Annotated in this window: 12 protein-coding genes; 4 read left to right on the top strand and 8 right to left on the bottom strand. The window is 42.0% G+C overall.

The genetic code is table 11. The features are described from left to right. Positions 1 to 413 precede the first annotated feature (413 nt). From VK664_RS09150 to VK664_RS09140, 3 genes are read left to right on the top strand one after another with little or no spacing between them, the layout of a single operon-like run. Complete coding sequence (locus VK664_RS09150) at positions 414 to 2,744, top strand: PSD1 and planctomycete cytochrome C domain-containing protein (RefSeq protein WP_461398341.1); 2,331 nt, start codon at positions 414 to 416, stop codon at positions 2,742 to 2,744. Between the two features lie 14 nt (positions 2,745 to 2,758). Beyond that, entirely contained in the window at positions 2,759 to 4,207 is a 1,449-nt protein-coding gene (locus VK664_RS09145; RefSeq protein ID WP_461398340.1) for a DUF1501 domain-containing protein, read from the top strand. 54 nt (positions 4,208 to 4,261) lie between these two features. Beyond that, the gene (locus VK664_RS09140; protein ID WP_461398339.1) at positions 4,262 to 6,454 is read left to right on the top strand and encodes an FN3 associated domain-containing protein; all 2,193 of its coding nucleotides are present in this window, start codon (positions 4,262 to 4,264) and stop codon (positions 6,452 to 6,454) included. 72 nt (positions 6,455 to 6,526) lie between these two features. On the opposite strand, the gene VK664_RS09135 is transcribed toward VK664_RS09140, so the two are convergent. The 3 genes from VK664_RS09135 to gyrB form a co-directional block, all read right to left on the bottom strand. Then, positions 6,527 to 8,476: a lectin-like domain-containing protein gene (locus VK664_RS09135; RefSeq protein WP_461398338.1), complete on the bottom strand. Its 1,950-nt coding sequence runs from the start codon at positions 8,474 to 8,476 to the stop codon at positions 6,527 to 6,529. Between the two features lie 270 nt (positions 8,477 to 8,746). After that, positions 8,747 to 8,950 (bottom strand): hypothetical protein, encoded by a 204-nt coding sequence (locus VK664_RS09130; protein ID WP_461398337.1) that lies wholly within the window; start codon positions 8,948 to 8,950, stop codon positions 8,747 to 8,749. Positions 8,951 to 9,096: 146 nt separating this feature from the next. Then, positions 9,097 to 11,076, bottom strand: coding sequence for a DNA topoisomerase (ATP-hydrolyzing) subunit B (gene gyrB / locus VK664_RS09125; protein ID WP_461398336.1), 1,980 nt, complete (start codon positions 11,074 to 11,076; stop codon positions 9,097 to 9,099). 372 nt (positions 11,077 to 11,448) lie between these two features. Here gyrB and VK664_RS09120 point away from each other — a divergent pair, with 372 nt between their 5' ends. Further along, the gene (locus VK664_RS09120) at positions 11,449 to 12,633 is read left to right on the top strand and encodes a MerR family transcriptional regulator (RefSeq protein ID WP_461398335.1); all 1,185 of its coding nucleotides are present in this window, start codon (positions 11,449 to 11,451) and stop codon (positions 12,631 to 12,633) included. Positions 12,634 to 12,715: 82 nt separating this feature from the next. Here VK664_RS09120 and VK664_RS09115 read toward each other — a convergent pair whose 3' ends face one another. From VK664_RS09115 to VK664_RS09095, 5 genes are all read right to left on the bottom strand, one after another. Beyond that, positions 12,716 to 13,804: a mechanosensitive ion channel family protein gene (locus tag VK664_RS09115; RefSeq protein ID WP_461398334.1), complete on the bottom strand. Its 1,089-nt coding sequence runs from the start codon at positions 13,802 to 13,804 to the stop codon at positions 12,716 to 12,718. 78 nt (positions 13,805 to 13,882) lie between these two features. Next, positions 13,883 to 14,716, bottom strand: a complete 834-nt coding sequence (locus VK664_RS09110) for a hypothetical protein (RefSeq protein WP_461398333.1) — start codon at positions 14,714 to 14,716, stop codon at positions 13,883 to 13,885. Further along, a complete protein-coding gene (locus VK664_RS09105; protein ID WP_461398332.1) occupies positions 14,713 to 15,513 on the bottom strand; it encodes a UDP-2,3-diacylglucosamine diphosphatase in 801 nt (266 codons plus the stop codon). The genes VK664_RS09110 and VK664_RS09105 overlap by 4 nt, the downstream gene beginning before the upstream one ends. After that, positions 15,503 to 16,141 carry a LutC/YkgG family protein gene (locus VK664_RS09100; protein WP_461398331.1) on the bottom strand — a complete coding sequence of 213 codons (639 nt, stop codon included), beginning with the start codon at positions 16,139 to 16,141 and terminating at the stop codon, positions 15,503 to 15,505. Before VK664_RS09100 ends, VK664_RS09105 begins: the two co-directional genes overlap by 11 nt. Before the next feature lie 44 nt (positions 16,142 to 16,185). Next, positions 16,186 to 17,225: AAA family ATPase (locus VK664_RS09095; RefSeq protein ID WP_461398330.1), on the bottom strand; the 1,040-nt coding region annotated here is incomplete at its 5' end.

Below are 17,225 nucleotides of genomic sequence, written 5' to 3'. Positions count from 1 at the left end.
CTCCAGGATGGCGATCTGAAGCATTCGGTTGACTTCAGAAATGTATATGCCACCCTGCTCAAAAAATGGCTTGGTGCAGATGATCTGGAAATCCTCGGCAGACAGTTTCAGCAATTTGATTTCATTTAAATCCCCGAAGTAAAAAAATCAAACACTTAATTGAAAGAAAGACTGTAAGAGATCTGAAAGATTAAAATAATTTCACTCGTTATTAATCGTTTTATCAAAGGGCTGTTATCGGTTTGCCGCGTTTATTTTGTTATCTTTATAAGGTAACGATTTAGGATAGTAGCCATATGCAACGTTCATGTGAATTTTTTGACAAATCCCATTAAGGCGGGACCAGGTATTCAAAGGTTTACAAGGCGTTTTCCTCCAACCAGTGTGTGGGCGGAATAAATAAAACTGAACGGATGAAACGCATTTCTTTTGTTATTGCCGGGCTGGTAGCGACAACTTTGCTGATAGTTAGCTGCTTTCATAAAAAAGATGAAAGTGCGCAAACTTCCGGGCTGATAGATTTCAACTTCGATATCAAGCCTATTTTATCAGATCGCTGTTTCAAATGTCATGGTCCTGATCCAAACAACCGCAAAGCCGATCTCAGGCTCGATATAGAGGCAAATGCCTATGCTGCACTTAAGAACAATCCCGGCGTACATGCTATTCTTCCGGGAAAACCGGATCAGAGTGAACTGGTAAAACGTGTACTTTCGACCGATCCACTATATATGATGCCGCCACCGGAGTCGAATCTCAGTCTGAATGATGCTGAAAAATATCTACTGAAAAAATGGGTTGAACAAGGCGGAAAATATAAAAAGCACTGGGCTTTTCTACTGCCGCAAAAAGTTAAGCCACCCGCTATCGATTCTGATGACGGAGTTGTTATTAATGAAATTGACCAGTTTATTATTGAGCGTGTTTTAAGAAAAGGTTTGAAGCAATCAAAGGAAGCTGACAAGGAAAGATTGATCCGGCGGATTTCTTTTGACTTAACTGGTTTACCACCTTCTGTGGCGATGACTGAAAAATTTTTGAAAGACAATCGCCCGAATGCTTATGAAATCATTGTTGATTCTTTGCTGGCCTCGCCTGCTTATGGCGAACGGTGGACCAATTACTGGCTCGACGTTGCAAGATATGGGGATACACATGGTTACCAGGATGATCTCCCACGTGTTATGTGGCCATGGCGGGATTGGGTTATCAAAGCATTCAATGAAAACATGCCATATGATAAGTTCGTAACCTGGCAGCTTGCAGGAGATCTTCTTCCGGATGCAAATAAAGAGCAGCTGCTTGCTTCTGCGTTTAACAGGAATCATAAGATCAGCCAGGAGGGTGGTATTGTTGATGAAGAATACCGTGTTGAATATGTTGCCGACAGGGCAAACACTTTTGGTAAAGCTTTTATGAGCATATCAATGGAATGCAGCCGTTGTCATGATCATAAATATGATCCCATTACACAAAAGGACTATTTCAGTTTATACGCGTTTTTCAATAATCTGAAGGAGACCGGATTTGTATTGAACCTCCGCACACCGGAGCCTTATATGCGCATATCAAAACGTGACCTGGAAGGTGAGCTGAAGTTTCTGAATGCAAACAAGGTGATAAAATCTGAAAAGGATACTATATTACAAATGGTTATGAAGGAAGTACCTGGCATACGCAAATCCTATGTACTCAACCGCGGTGCTTATGACGCACATGGCGAAGAAGTAACCCCGGATGTACCCAATTCAATTCTTGCATTAAAACCTGGTCTGCCCCGAAACCGGCTTGGCCTATCACAATGGCTGTTCGACGAAAACAATCCACTCACTGCACGTGTAATGGTCAACAGGATATGGCAGGAAATTTTTGGAAGAGGACTTGTTGCCACTTCAGAAGATTTCGGCAACCAGGGATCAATACCTTCACATCCGGAATTGCTGGACTGGCTGGCAGTCGATTTCCGCGAAAATGGTTGGGACATGAAAAAACTGGTACGCAAAATGGTCTTGTCGGCCACTTATCGTCAATCATCGGTTGCTTCACCGGAACTGCGTGAGATAGACCCTGATAACATTTACCTGTCGCACTCGTCAAGGTACAGAATGAACTCGGAAATGATACGGGATAACGCGCTTGCAACTTCAGGTCTGCTTAATAAAGAAATTGGGGGGCCCAGTGTGAAACCATACCAGCCTGAAGGAATCTGGGAAGACGTTTCAGTGGGTGACAAAAGCGGATACCGTGGTGAAACTTCTTATATTATAGATACAGGTAATCTTGTTTACAGGCGAAGCTTATATACCTATTGGCGAAGAACAGTTCCACCCCCGGCCATGATAACTTTTGACAATCCTATGAAGGAGATCTGTGAAGTAAGACGCACCAGGACAAGTACACCTTTACAGGCACTTGTGTTGTTGAATGATCCACAGATAATGGAAGCATCCAGAGTACTGGCTGCGAAACTGCTCGTAAATAATAAGGGGAACAGCCGGCAGACAATTACAGATGCATTCAGACTAATAACATCAAGAACAGCAAAAGCCAACGAAGTCGACATGCTCGAACAGTTTTATACAGCGGAGCTCGTAAAATACCAGCAGGATTTAAAGTCTGCTAACGCAGTGCTTAAAACAGGGCATCATAAGATTGATTCACGGATTAATGCTGCGAATGCAGCTGCTATGATGCTGACAATTCAAACAATCTATAACCTGGATGAAACGATTTCCAGGTCCTGATAAAAGAGAACGAGATGGAAAAAGAAATACTGGAACAAAAACTTAATGTCAACCGTCGGCATTTTCTCTCCAAGCTAAGCCTTGGCATAGGCGGAGCAGCGCTCGGCTCTTTATTGATACCTGATCTGTTTGGTAAACCTGAAGAAGATAAGTTGCCAGCGGGCATTTCGCATTTTGCACCACGCGCAAAACGAGTGATCTACCTGTTCCAGAGTGGCGCACCATCGCAGCTTGATCTTTTCGATTATAAACCTTTGCTGAACAAAATGCAGGGTCAGGATCTGCCGGCTTCAATCCGGATGGGCCAGAGGCTTACCGGTATGACGTCCGGTCAGAAAGAATTTCCGCTTGCCGGATCACTTTTTAAGTTTAATCAATACGGCGAATCACGTGCATGGGTAAGCGAACTGATGCCTTATACTTCCAAGATCGTAGATAAGATATGCTTTGTAAAGTCAATGCACACTGAAGCGATCAATCATGATCCGGCGGTTACATTTTTTCAGACCGGTAGCCAGCAGCCCGGAAGACCAAGTATGGGATCATGGCTTAGTTATGGACTTGGCAGCGAAAACAAAAACCTGCCGGGTTTCTGCGTTTTTCTTTCCCGTGGCAAAGGCAATATTCAACCACTGGCTTCACGTATCTGGGGCAGCGGATTCCTGGATTCGGTTCACCAGGGAGTTCAGTTCCGTTCGGCCAAGGACCCGGTATTATATCTCCAGGATCCGGAAGGGCTTGATAAGGTCACCCGCCGGAAAATGCTCGATAAGATTGCAGAATTAAATCATCTGCAACTGGAGGAATTCCAGGATCCGGAAATAGCAACAAGAATAGCGCAATACGAAATGGCATATCGTATGCAAACTTCGGTTCCTGAAGTGATGGACATCAATGATGAACCCGAGCATGTTTTTAAATTATATGGACCTGACTCAATGAAGTCCGGCACTTTTGCCGCGAATTGTATACAGGCAAGACGGCTCGCCGAAAGAGGTGTTCGTTTTGTGCAATTATATCATATGGGCTGGGATCAGCATGGCAGTTTACCAAGAGATATTCGTAATCTTTCTAAAGACACTGACCAGCCTTCAGCCGCATTGATTATGGATCTTGAACAACGCGGATTGTTGGATGATACGCTCGTGATCTGGGGTGGAGAATTCGGCCGCACAAATTATTGCCAGGGCAAACTATCAGTAGATGATTATGGAAGGGATCATCATCCCAGGTGTTTTACAGTTTGGATGGCGGGAGCGGGAGTTAAACCCGGATTCGTTTATGGAGAAACAGATGAGTTTGGATATAACGTGGTTAAAGACCCGGTACATGTTCACGATTTCCAGGCAACCGTTATGCACCTGTTAGGTATTAACCACGAAAAACTTATCTTCAAACACCAGGGCAGAAGGTACAGATTAACTGATGTGAGCGGTAAAGTAGTTAACGATCTGTTCACTTAAATAAGGTAAAGATTAATTGAACAAAGCGAAAAGTATAAATGATCTTTTACCTGAATGGTTAGAATAAAAAACATCTTATTGTCGGCGAGCCTGGTCATCAACATAATGCTCGTCTTTCTTTGGCTATTTGAATCCGGCATTCAACAATTGCCCCCATGGATTAAGGTAACCGGACGTCTTCACCCAATGGTACTGCATTTTCCAATTGCGATGCTTTTATTGATTGCGTTTCTTGAGTTACTTAATATAGGATCAAAAAATACTAAAGTAAGCTTAACAGACAGCAACGCATCAACAACTGTTAACCATGCAGCAACAACCACAATAGATCTGTTGCTTGGTATTACTGCTTTTACCGCCGCACTGGCAGCACTCTGTGGTTTTTTTCTTTTATACGGCGGCGGATACGAAAATTCAAATGACCTTTACTGGCATAAGATTTCAGGCATCATCACATCGCTGATAGCAGGCTTACTTTCATGGCTGCGCGGGATTAAAAAACTGTTTTATTTCCCCGCTTTAATTACCGGTTGTATTATGCTCATAGTCACCGGCCATCTCGGCTCTTCCGTAACTCATGGCGATGATTTCATTACTGCTCCATTAATGGCTAAAACAAAAAGAATAAAAGACATTAATGAAGCGGTAGTATACGAGGATATGATTCAACCAATTTTTGATGATAAATGTATTGGCTGTCACAACCCGAATAAACGAAAAGGCGAACTGTTACTTACGGGGTATAAAGAACTTTTGAAAGGTGGCGAAAACGGTGCTGTTTTTCTACCTGGTAATGCAGATAGTTCTGTTCTGTTCAATCTTTTGTTACTTCCTGCAAATGATGATCGTCATATGCCGCCGGAAGGTAAACCTCAGCCAGATGCAGGAGAGATCGCAATCATCAGGTGGTGGATCAGCAACGGAGCAGATCCAAAACAAAAATTTAAAGATGCAAAAAGTCCGGACTCCATAACGAAAATCATTCGTGCGAAATATGACGCAGGCTCAGCGCTTGATCAGTTAAACATTGATTTCGCGGATATCGACCTGATCAATAAACTTGATAACAATGATCGTGGAGTAAAGCAATTGTCTCTTGAAAAGCCATACATCAATATCTTCATGGCGAACCGGAAAACGATCAGCAACTCAGAGATTGAGGAATTGATGCCACTTAAAGATCAGATCACAGGCATTGATCTCAACTATTCCAATATTACCAATGAGCAGGTAAAAATGATTGCGGGTTTTCCTCATCTACGTGCCATACATTTTGAAAACAGCAACGTAAATGACAGTGCGATCAGTATTATTGCAGGACTTAAATACCTGGAATACCTTAATGTTTCTAATACAAATGTGACTAACGCTGTTCTTGATCTTGCGTCTAAAATTAAAAGCCTGAACAGGTTATTTTTATACGAAACAGATGTAAATGTGGACCGCATTACGGTATTTAGAAAAACAAAGCCGAACATAGGCGTTGGGTATACACCAGATCTTTCAAAGGACACTTCGTATCGTGGTAAACTTACTGATCCGCAGGTGCTCATCGATAGCAACATGTTTCTCAACAATGCTACGGTGAAAATGAAATACAGGCTTAAAGGCGTAGATATTTATTTTACGCTGAATGGACGTGACCCGGATAGTACATCGACAATATATAAAAACCCTGTCAGGATTGACAGCTCTTCAACTTTGAAAGTGATAGCAATGCGTGCAGGCTGGCAGGAGAGCAAAACGCTTAGTTTTAAATTTGAAAAAGCTTCGCAGCAATTTGTGAAAGCGAAACTGGAGATCCAGCCTGACAAACGTTATCCCGGAAACGGTGATAGCTCACTTATAGATTTTAAAAGAGGGGCCATTGACGGTGCTGACGAAAACGATATCGGATATGAAGGAAACGATATGATTGCCTGGCTGGATCTTGGAAATAAATGCAGCCTCAACGGTTTATCCGCATCTTACCTGGTTGATCACGGCTCTTTTGTGCTGGCACCTGCACAAATGGAAGTCTGGGCAGCTACTGAAGACGGTAAAAAACTCAATAGGTTAGGTGTTGTTTCAACCCGTGAGTCAAGGCTTCAAAAAGTTGCAATCCGTAAGCTTTTATCTGTGAGGTTTCCCAGGCAATCCCTGAGATATGTAATTGTAAAAGTTAAGAACATTGGTAAAATTCCGGCCTGGCACCCTTCTAAAGGATCTAAGAGCTGGATATTTATAGACGAGATTATTGCCAACTAACTATCAGGCACAACCGAGAAATTACAATATTTTGTTTTTTACATATCACCTGGTATTAAATATCACCTGGCATCAACGAACCAGTGTTATAGTACCTTTTTTAACATGCTGCTGTCCGTTGAAATCAATTCCCCCCACCTTCCAGACATAAGTACCGGATGGCTGTTCCTTGCCGTTCATTCTTCCATCCCAACCAGTAAATGTATCGACTGAGGTAAAAATCAACTGCCCATACCTGTTATATACATGGAAATATAAAACTTTGCTTATACCAACTGCGAGTGGCCGGAAGCGGTCATTTTTTCCGTCGTTATTGGGTGAAAATGCATTAGGCACATAGATCTCAGGACCATTGAAAACCCTGATTTTCATAACGTCTGTTGTGGGACAACCAAAAGACGTGCTTGCTGTAAGTGTTAAGGTGACATCGCGATCTGGTGTAATAATCGGATTCGACACAAATGGATCGTTCATTCCGGTAGACGGGGACCAGGAAAATAAATCACCACCGCTCCCTTTTAACTGGTAAGATTGACCCGTTGCAAGTATGGTATCAGCTCCTGCATTCGCTTTTGTTTCATAAACATGAACTGTATCAGTCAGCTTGAAACTATTACAACCCTGTGTACTTGTTGCAAATATGGAAGCCAGGTAATTGCCACCACTCTTATACATATGATTCACCGAACTACCCGCCTTCATCTGTCCCCCATCACCGAAGCCCCAGTGCCAGTCCTGTATCGAAACAGCAGGGTTGCTATTGATCGCGCTAAAGATCACCGGGTCGCCTTTACAGACATCACTAAAACTGAACCTGATATCGGGACGTTTCAGGATCTCAAAGTTTTTCGAGACGGGTTCGGAAATACAACCTTCTTTAGTGTTTACAGTTAGACTGGAATTTCCAGGGCCAATGTTTCCAAATATCAGGGGGCCGGGCGACTGGGATGAATAAGCGGATCCGCTGATGTTCCAGTTCCATTTGTTTATCGTACCAAATTCTACCGTTGATTTGTCTTTGAAAAAAACGGGCAGACTATCGCAGACAATTCCGGGATCTAGGATGAAATCGGCAACAGGTTTTGATCCAACCACAATATGTTGCTTAAACGTGTCTGAAGGGCAGCCATTGTTAGCAACAATGCTCAGCTTAATATCATAATTGCCGGGCTTTGCATAAGTATGAGCAGGAGGAGCCTTCAGAGAGGAGATAGTTCTATCACCAAAATCCCAATGCCATTTTACGATTTCACCAAATGATGTTGAACTGTCCTCAAATGGTATGCTTACCGGGAAACATGTTTTAATGTCTTTTGGTATGGTGAACGCGGCATTCAGGGAAGTGCAAAAACGCTGAAGGTTTTTTGACCCCCCGGTAGATCCTGTAAAACCCCAGAAAACCATCGGATCCCCGCTGAATACATCCTTAACCATATCAATGGTTGCTTCTACGCGGTCTACCCCATCGATCTGGGCTTTTAATTTTTTTGTTGAGGCGTCCCAGGTAATTCGAAAACTATGGGTTTTGCAGTCTTCAATATTTCCGCCTCCCGCAAGAGCGGTGACCGGACCAGCAAGGTTATTGGGGGAGCTGTGGTTTATATCTCCATTTTTATGGATGGCAATATGATCATCGTATGGATCCTGGTTTATGGAATTTTGCCAGGTATCTATGGCCACTGCAATTGAAGGATTCACTCCTTCTACTCCCAGCCCGCCACCAGTGGATCCGATGCTTATGCTTATTGGCTGCAACACGAAGACGATGCCATCGGCACCCATCTGATCAGTGCACCCTAAAAAAACATCAAACTTATAATCAAATGAGTTTTGAAGATTGATCTTATTAATATTCCATACCGAGCCTGACTGGGTAAGCTGATCGGGAGTCAGGGTGTAGCAATTACAGTTTTCCTGTATCGCGCTGCCGTTCATGTGATATGGATTGACGGCCTGGGCAGCGACATGTTGATGTTGACTTATCAGCACACAAAACAATAAAGCAGCGACAACTATTTTCATGCAATCGAAAAAGCTACAGTTTGGCTAAAAAAACAAAGGGGAATTCAACAGGAAATAGGGAATGTAAACTGAAAGTACTGCAAGTAATTAAAGTTACAGTACACAAATTAAAACTAAGCCGGTAGAAAAAATAGTTAAAGCACTTAAAAGGAGACCAAACAAGCTGAACAAAAATTTCAGTGGGTAGACATTAACAAGACAATGAAAAAGCCATCCATTGAACCGACTAAACTGAACAATGGATGGCTGAATATTCTTACAGGCTGGATTTTACCATCCCTGTTTTGCAACACCTTCTTTGATAGCAGCGAGCGCTTTGGCTTCTCCAAGCAAAGTAGTAAGCTTATTTCCCTTACCGTCGTTACCCTGGGCCATGTAAGTTCCCTTTGCTGTTTTGGTAATCACTGCGTCTATAATAGGCACATTTTTTTCCTTTGTTTTCACGTTGTAAGCAGTGAGCGTTATTGTTGACATAAATGTTGTTTTTAAATGGTTAGTAATTCATTTTAGACTCAAATTTAGCTACCCTCAGCCTGAAAATGTCTATAAAATATAATCATTTTTACTTGAATCGTACATGTCACTCAAAATGAGCAGGTTATGCATTAATTAAAAATTCATCAAATATCTAGTTTCGCATATTTTGCATGACTTTCAATGAATTCCCGCCTTGGAGCTACCTCATCGCCCATGAGCATACTGAAGACCCGATCTGCCTCTGCAGCACTCTCAATAGTCACCCTTTTCAAGGTTCTTGTAGTAGGATTCATGGTAGTTTCCCAAAGCTGTTCAGAGTTCATTTCGCCAAGACCTTTATATCGTTGGATACTTACACTTTCCGCTTTGCCGCCGGCTAGTTTTTCAACCCAGATTTTTCTCTGTTCTTCAGTCCATGCATATGCTTGCTCTTTTCCTTTTTTAACGAGGTATAAAGGTGGTTGCGCTATATAAACATATCCCTGCTCAACCAGTTCTTTCATATACCGGTAAATGAAAGTAAGAATCAGTGTCGCGATGTGGCTACCATCCACATCAGCATCCGTCATGATAATTAGTTTATGATAGCGGAGTTTGATGAGATTTAGTGCCTTAGGATCATCTACAGTGCCTACTGTGACGCCAAGCGCTGTATACATATTCCTGATTTCCTCATTTTCATAAATCTTATGCTCCATTGCCTTTTCCACATTTAGGATCTTACCCCTTAATGGAAGAATAGCCTGGAAGCTTCGGTCACGACCCTGCTTGGCAGTACCACCCGCAGAATCACCCTCAACCAGGAAAAGTTCGCATCGGTCCGGATCCCTGTCAGAACAATCCGCGAGTTTACCAGGCAACCCACCGCCGCTCAAAACACTTTTACGTTGAACGAGTTCACGGGCTTTTTTGGCAGCTGCCCTTGCCTGTGCGGCCAGAATAACTTTCTGGATAATGTTCCTGGCATCCTTCGGATTTTCCTCAAGAAAAGCCTGAAGTGCGCGCGATACCGTGGTATCGACTACACCCATCACTTCACTGTTACCGAGCTTTGTTTTGGTCTGACCCTCAAACTGTGGTTCAGGCACCTTTACAGAAATGATACAGCTTAGTCCTTCTCTGAAATCATCACCTTCTATCTCGACTTTCGCTTTTTCAAAAAGGTTTTCTTTCTCGCCATAGCTTTTAAATACCCTGGTAATTGCTCGACGGAAACCCGATACATGCGTTCCACCTTCGATTGTGTTGATGTTGTTTACATAGGAATAAATATGTTCGCTGTAACTGCTATTGTAGCATAGCGCTACTTCAACCATCACATTAGAAGCTTCGTCTCTGCCTTCAACAAAAATCACTTTCGGAAGTAGTGGGGTACGGCCTGCATTGTTATCCAGCATTTCTACAAACTCAACTATGCCGCCTTCACTGAAAAACTTCTTTGAATAAGTTACACCAGACTCATCTTTTTCACGAAAGTCATTAATGATGATTGTAATTCCCTTGTTCAGATAAGAAAGTTCGCGTAACCTGCCTTCGAGAATATCTTTTTTATATTCAGAGGCAGTAAAAATGGTGGTATCAGGCCAGAAATGTACTGTTGTACCGGTACGGTCGCTGGTACCAATTTCACGAACGGGATACTGCGGTACACCGATGCGGTATTCCTGTTCAAATATTTTCCCTTCACGGTAAACGGTGACCTGTAAAAGCTGGCTCAATGCATTTACGCAGCTTACACCAACTCCATGAAGACCACCGGAGACCTTATATGTGTTTTTATCAAATTTTCCACCCGCGTGTAATACCGTCATTACCACTTCAAGCGCACTTCGTTTTTCCTTTTGATGCATACCGGTTGGAATACCCCGACCATCATCCAGAACAGAAATTGAATTGTCTTCGTGAATATTAACAATGATATTTTTGCAATAACCGGCGAGTGCCTCATCGATAGAGTTGTCAACGACTTCATAAACCAGGTGGTGAAGCCCCTTCTCACTAATATCCCCGATATACATCGCGGGACGTTTTCTTACTGCTTCTAATCCTTCTAAAACTTGTATACTATCCGCACCATATCCTGCGATTGCAGGGGCTAGAATTTCATTAGTTTCTGTTATCATATTTAATTGAAAAAATCAGGTGAGATTAATTCGTGCAAAGGTACGAAAAATAAGGGTGTAAAAGCATTTTAAAACTGAATTTTAGCCTATTTTTCATGCTTATAATCAACTTATTATACTTGATTTTATTTTGTTGAAGAATGTAACGGAAATGCACATGTTTTCAACAATTATAAAGTCTGATTTTTGGGGTTGCCGGGAGTATTTTGGGCTACACTTATGAGTAAAGCTCCCGGCTTAGAATTCCAGGGTTGTTATGCCTGACAATTCTGCATAATCTGTGAGAAAGAATTCTAAGTTGATCTGTTTGAGCTGTTGCATTCACCCTTTATTGCACGATATTTGGTATAGAATACAATTATTGAATAAATAATGAAGAATTCCACCCAAATAACATTAGCATTTCAGGATACACCCGAATCGGGTGATAATCCTGGTGTTGGCGTGCGAATAAAATCACTTAAGAAGGGCGCGAACGAAAAAGGAACGAACGAAAAGGGAGAGAATGAATCGGCCGGAGAAGCTCAGCCTGAAGCTAAAATCCTGGCAGAAAAGCCAGCTGAACCCAAACTTTTCGATGAGACTACAGCAGATCAGGTGACTGAAGGTCAAAATCCTTTAAATCAAACGGACGCACAGGCAGAAGCTTTACCAAAAGTTCAGACTGAAATTCAAACAGAAGCTCACTCAGGTCAGACAGAAGCTCAGACAGAAGCCTACTCATACCAGACAGAAATTCAAACAGAAGCTCAGAATTCAAATTCAGAAGCCCTGCCCCGAACTTCCATCGAAGATAATTCTGATAATCAGGACCTGGCGAATCTCGCTCAACAATTCCACCAATTAAAGAATCAAACCAAGGAATACACTGACTCCAGCGATCAAATTGATGATCAAACTGGTAATCTAACCGGATATCAAATTGATGATCAAACAGGATTTCAAACTGATGATCAAACTGAAAACGGTCATGACTCAGTAAATGATAACGAACGAAACGAGGAAGATGCTGATCTCCCTGTTTTTCGCAGATCAACGCTAAGCGCTGGTTTGTCAGAAGCTGTGGGCAACCTGGTCGAAGATTCAGGCGTCGGTGGCAATGAATTTGAAAGTCAGGAGGGCGATGAACAAGCCGATTCTAACAGCGTCACAGAAAAAGCATCAAAATCGACCAGGGGAAGAAAATCATTAAAAACGATTGACGAAGGCGCTGAACTGATCAATATTCCGCCCGATGAAGTGCTTTTTCGGAAGCAATATTATGCTATCGGAGAAGTGGCTGAAATGTTTCACGTTAATCAATCCCTGTTAAGATTCTGGGAAACTGAATTCGACATTATTCAGCCCCGTAAGAACCGCAAAGGGGATCGTCATTTCCGCCCTGTTGATATAAAAAACCTGTTACTGATCCACGATTTGCTCAGGCGCAGGAAACTTACAATCGAAGGAGCTAAAGATTTTCTCAAAAAGAATAAACGCTCCCCTGAACGTTTTGCTATGATTCAATCTCTTCAAAAAATCAAAGGCTTTATCCTCGAAATAAAAGCTACTCTTTAATAGGCTATGCGAAGTCAACCCCTATCAGGGTTGTAAACGATTCATCACTCACCATCTCCTCAACTCTTTCATAACTCATAACTCATAATTCATAATTCTTCTCAGGGTCTTTTGTCGCCAACCTTATATCAAGGTCTTCAAGCATGCGGATAATAGCCAGGTTCATCTGTTGCCTCAATGCATTGAAGTCGGCTGGCGGGATTGTTGCCGTGAAAAACTCCACATGAATTACAAACGCATTTTTGTTTATATCTGAAAGAAAAACAGTGTAATTTTCTATCTCACGGCTACGCAGCTGAAAAGTTTTTTCGATTGATAATACAAGCTGGTCTACCTGTTCATGAGTAGTGGCTGAATTAACCTCAAGCTGAACAAAAGCACGCCTTTGTGTTCGCAGCGAAAGATTGTCCATTATGCTGTCAACCATCTGTTTGTTTGGCACCGTTACAAAGGTTTTCTGATCCGTACGAATACGTGTACTTCTCAGTCCTATCTTTTCAACAGTACCGGTGATACCCTGAACCTTAACAAGATCCCCCGTCATAAAAGGTTTGTCGAAGAAAATAATGAATGATGCTATCAGGTTCTCCATGCTCTCGCGCAAAGACAGCGCTATGGCAGCTGTGGCTATACTTAAACCGGTAATCAGGCTACCGATTTTCAAACCGAATGCATATTTGAGGACCAGCAGTACTCCGCAGATTATGATGAGTGCTTTGAAAAAGTCTTTAAAGAAAACAATTAACTGGTTTTCCTTTGCATCCCCGGTCGCATTGGCTTTCTGATGCAGGATCATTGCTATGAAATCGATAATGCGCAATAAAAGCCAGATAAAAGAGAGCACGAAAATGATAACCGCCAGAACTTCAACTATACCATGTGTAGAAACTCTATAAATGTTTACGTTAAGAATAGTCGGGAAAGTGAGTTTTTCTATTGAGACCAGGCTCACAACTATGAGGAGAAAAGTTTCCAGTGGAGATACAACAAGATTCACAAACGATGTTTTGTCTACGCCTACCGCAATCCGTTTTATGATCCTGAACAGAAGACCGGCAATATATCTTGATAAATACCTCTTGAAGATCAATGCAAGCAATATAGAACCTATTACAAACAGGTAGGATCTGATTGTGTTATCCAAAATCACTATGTCGAAAAAATTTTTCATTTAAAATTGAATTGAGGAACGGATGTCGCGAAGTTACTCAACAATTAAGTTTATAAGGAATCGTAGCTAAAATTCCCTTCAACGTTTCACAGAACCACCTGATTCGCCATATGCATAAAGTTCAATTACCCCTTCCTGTAAAGCATAGAGAACAGTGTTGGTCATTTTTATTTTTTTTGCATCACGAATACCTGCATTAACCGGGAACTTCTGCAGATTTAATGTACCTGGCTCATAGCGGTAAAGGAAAGCACCATTTCTTCCAAACATCACTTTATTTATAACAGTAAAATCTGTCCAACCGGGAAAAAACAGCCGGTTTTTAAAGGCACCGTAATAGTCAAAAAGATAAACACCTTTGCTGGAATCATACAGGTAAACCAATTTCTCCTGGTCAATAATTACCTGCGGCGAGGGCATTGAATCGAAGATCATTCGAAAATCAGCAGACTGATCAATTACCTTTCCATCATCACCCACCTTCTTCAACTTTGATTCCTGTTCGTCAAAAACCCAGATATTATTGTCGTATGCCTGCCCGATAGTTTTGACCTGGAAAAGATTTTGTTTCCTTAGATCAATGGTCGATCTCACATTTAGAAATCGATCCAGGACCAGGACTGTCCCAAAGTTTTTAAAATAAAGCAATACTTTCAATGGGTTGGTAACATCAATTGAAAACAACTTACCGTATCGACGAACATCATTGAAAACGCCGGCAGAATCGCCTTCACTATTTAATTTTTTGATCTGCCCGCTGCTGCTGACAATGAAACAATTTCCAAGATTGTCTACAGTGAAATCAACTATATCTCCGCTATAGGTTTTCTTTAGCCTGAACAAAGTATCCTGCGCCTGTGTCAGCGATGAAATCAGTATAGATGCGAAAATGACCAGGCAAATTTTGTTCATGGTTTTCTGATGATCTTATGCTCAAGTTCAGGATAACGTGTTTTCAGGCTAAGATGTTGCCCGTCAAAAACTGCATACGTAAAGTAGTTGATCCAGTCTCCAAGATTGATATACCTGCTCTTTTCGTTCAATGCAAAATCAATTGGCAGGTGACGATGCCCGAAGATGAGATAATCATAGAATTTCTTTGAGAGTTCAGACCGGCAGTGTGTAATCAGCCACTCGTTTTCCTCACCCAGGAAATCCTGGTCGTGCTGGCCCGTGGCTTCCCGGCTTTTCCGGCTGAAAAAGTCGGCCAAACCTATGCCTACGGCGGGTGGCAGAATTCCAAACAACCATTGACAAAGAGGATTTCGAAAAATCTTTTTTAGAAACTTGTAACCGCGGTCGCCTGGCCCCAATCCATCGCCATGACCAACCAGGAACTGTTGCGAGTTGAAAACAAATTCTTTAGGTTCAAAATAAACAGGAATATTGAGTTCGGCTATGAGATAATCCTTCATCCACATATCATGATTACCAACAAAGAAATGAATTGCTATTCCCTGGTCCGTTAGCTCAGCTAATTTTCCAAGCAATCTTACATAACCTTTTGGAACAACTTTACGGTATTCGTACCAAAAGTCGAACATATCACCAACTATAAAAATTGTTGCTGCATCATGCCTGATCTCTTCGAGAAATTCAACGATTTTTTTTTCACGCACCAGGCTTCGTTCATAATCGGGGGCACCAAGATGAAAGTCAGAAAGAAAGTATATTTTTTTTGATGGGGGAATAGTCATTTCAAATGCCATCTACCAAAAATACAAATACTTCTTTAGGTCCATGAACACCGACGACCAGCGTCTTTTCAATATCTGCAGTACGACTGGGACCTGAAGCGAAAGTAATCATTGAAGGCAGGCTGTTACCATATTTTGTTTTCATCATTTCAAGGCCATTTTTGATATCATAAACAAGCTGACTGCTTTGTGCAATACAGATATGCACAGGTGCATAAACGCTGGTAGTTCTGCCGCTCTGCTGGGCTGAACTCATCACGATGCTGCCTGTCCGGGCAACCAGGAACTCACAGCCTGTTATTGCAGCGTCACAAACCGCGAGATCTACGGGAGTAAATGCATCAAAACCTGAAGCTTTCAACTGGCCCGCGAGTTCTGACTCCCGGCAAAAAATGTTCTTCCACTTGTTTGAAGCTATTATGCTCTTCAACTGTTCAGCTACTTCACGGTAGTCAAGACAAAAAACAAATCGTCCCTGTAACAGCGTAAACTGCTCAGCGAATTCAATTTCCAGGTCCTGTCCTGATGGTGCGAACACAGAACTGGTGCCCTCACTTTTTGGAAAAGGAAGAGGCGTTGACTGAGTCAACGCCTTCCTTATTTTTTTTAGAATATTTTCCTTAGCGGAAGATACATTCATTGTAATATATTATCTGTTCAACGATTATAAAGTCATCTCACAAATTAAGATGCCGGAATATTACTAACGTTCGGATCATATGGCGGAACACCTTCACTGATAGCGCCATTTGAATGATGATCAGGATTGTCATCGTCAACATCAAGTGTTTTTCTTTCTTCAAACGGACGTTTGCCAATCAGCCTTTCAACATCACTCTGGAACAGTACTTCCTTATCGAGCAAAGCTTCTGCAAGAATTACAACCTGTTCGCTTTTGTCTTCAAGTAACAGTTTTGTTTTCTGGTAAGCCTGATCAATAAGTTTTCTTACTTCTTCGTCTATTAATCTTGACGTTTCTTCGCTATAGGGTTTTGTGAATGAACCTTCCTGCGCCGGATCGTAAAAACTTACTTTACCCACTTTTTCATTCATACCATAAACGGTAATCATCGAATAAGCGATACGTGTAATCTGTTGAAGATCGTTCTGCGCACCGGTAGAGATTTTTTTGAAGAAAATCTCTTCGCTCGCCCTTCCACCTAATGTCATACAAATCTGTTCGATTAACTGATCAGTATTATACAGGTATTGCTCTTTTGGTGTGTATTGAGCGTAACCAAGCGCTGCAACACCCCTTGGAACAATTGTTACCTTTAATAACGGGTATGCATGTTCGAGATACCATCCGCAGATTGCATGCCCTGCTTCGTGATATGCAATAATTTTTTTCTCTTCAGGAGAAATGATCTTATTCTTCTTTTCAAGACCGCCTATTACCCTGTCAACTGCATCCTGGAAATCTTCCATTTCCACATGCTCTTTGCCTTTACGGGCCGCAATAAGAGCTGCTTCGTTACAAACATTGGCGATATCCGCTCCGGCAAATCCTGGCGTTTGTTCAGCGAGCTTATGGATATCAACTTTGGTTGAAATCTTTATTGGTTTCAGGTGAACCTTGAATATATGTTCGCGTCCTTTAAGATCCGGCTTGTCTATTGATATTTGTCTGTCGAACCTGCCTGGTCTCAGCAATGCAGTATCAAGTACATCAGGCCTGTTTGTTGCGGCAAGAACGATGATACCGCTTTCGCCACTGAATCCAT

Source organism: Flavitalea sp. (assembly GCF_035489435.1).
Lineage (GTDB): Bacteria > Bacteroidota > Bacteroidia > Chitinophagales > Chitinophagaceae > DATHKG01.
This window is presented reverse-complemented; position numbering and strand designations above follow the sequence as displayed.

Excerpts from the sequence above, each read along its gene's own strand:
- VK664_RS09120 (WP_461398335.1), top strand. The coding sequence starts at position 11,449 with ATGAAGAATTCCACCCAAATAACATTAGCATTTCAGGATACACCCGAA.
- VK664_RS09115 (WP_461398334.1), bottom strand. The coding sequence starts at position 13,804 with ATGAAAAATTTTTTCGACATAGTGATTTTGGATAACACAATCAGATCC.
- VK664_RS09135 (WP_461398338.1), bottom strand. The coding sequence starts at position 8,476 with ATGAAAATAGTTGTCGCTGCTTTATTGTTTTGTGTGCTGATAAGTCAA.
- VK664_RS09150 (WP_461398341.1), top strand. The coding sequence starts at position 414 with ATGAAACGCATTTCTTTTGTTATTGCCGGGCTGGTAGCGACAACTTTG.
- VK664_RS09140 (WP_461398339.1), top strand. The coding sequence starts at position 4,262 with ATGGTTAGAATAAAAAACATCTTATTGTCGGCGAGCCTGGTCATCAAC.
- VK664_RS09130 (WP_461398337.1), bottom strand. The coding sequence starts at position 8,950 with ATGTCAACAATAACGCTCACTGCTTACAACGTGAAAACAAAGGAAAAA.
- VK664_RS09110 (WP_461398333.1), bottom strand. The coding sequence starts at position 14,716 with ATGAACAAAATTTGCCTGGTCATTTTCGCATCTATACTGATTTCATCG.
- VK664_RS09145 (WP_461398340.1), top strand. The coding sequence starts at position 2,759 with ATGGAAAAAGAAATACTGGAACAAAAACTTAATGTCAACCGTCGGCAT.
- VK664_RS09105 (WP_461398332.1), bottom strand. The coding sequence starts at position 15,513 with ATGGCATTTGAAATGACTATTCCCCCATCAAAAAAAATATACTTTCTT.
- VK664_RS09100 (WP_461398331.1), bottom strand. The coding sequence starts at position 16,141 with ATGAATGTATCTTCCGCTAAGGAAAATATTCTAAAAAAAATAAGGAAG.
- gyrB (WP_461398336.1), bottom strand. The coding sequence starts at position 11,076 with ATGATAACAGAAACTAATGAAATTCTAGCCCCTGCAATCGCAGGATAT.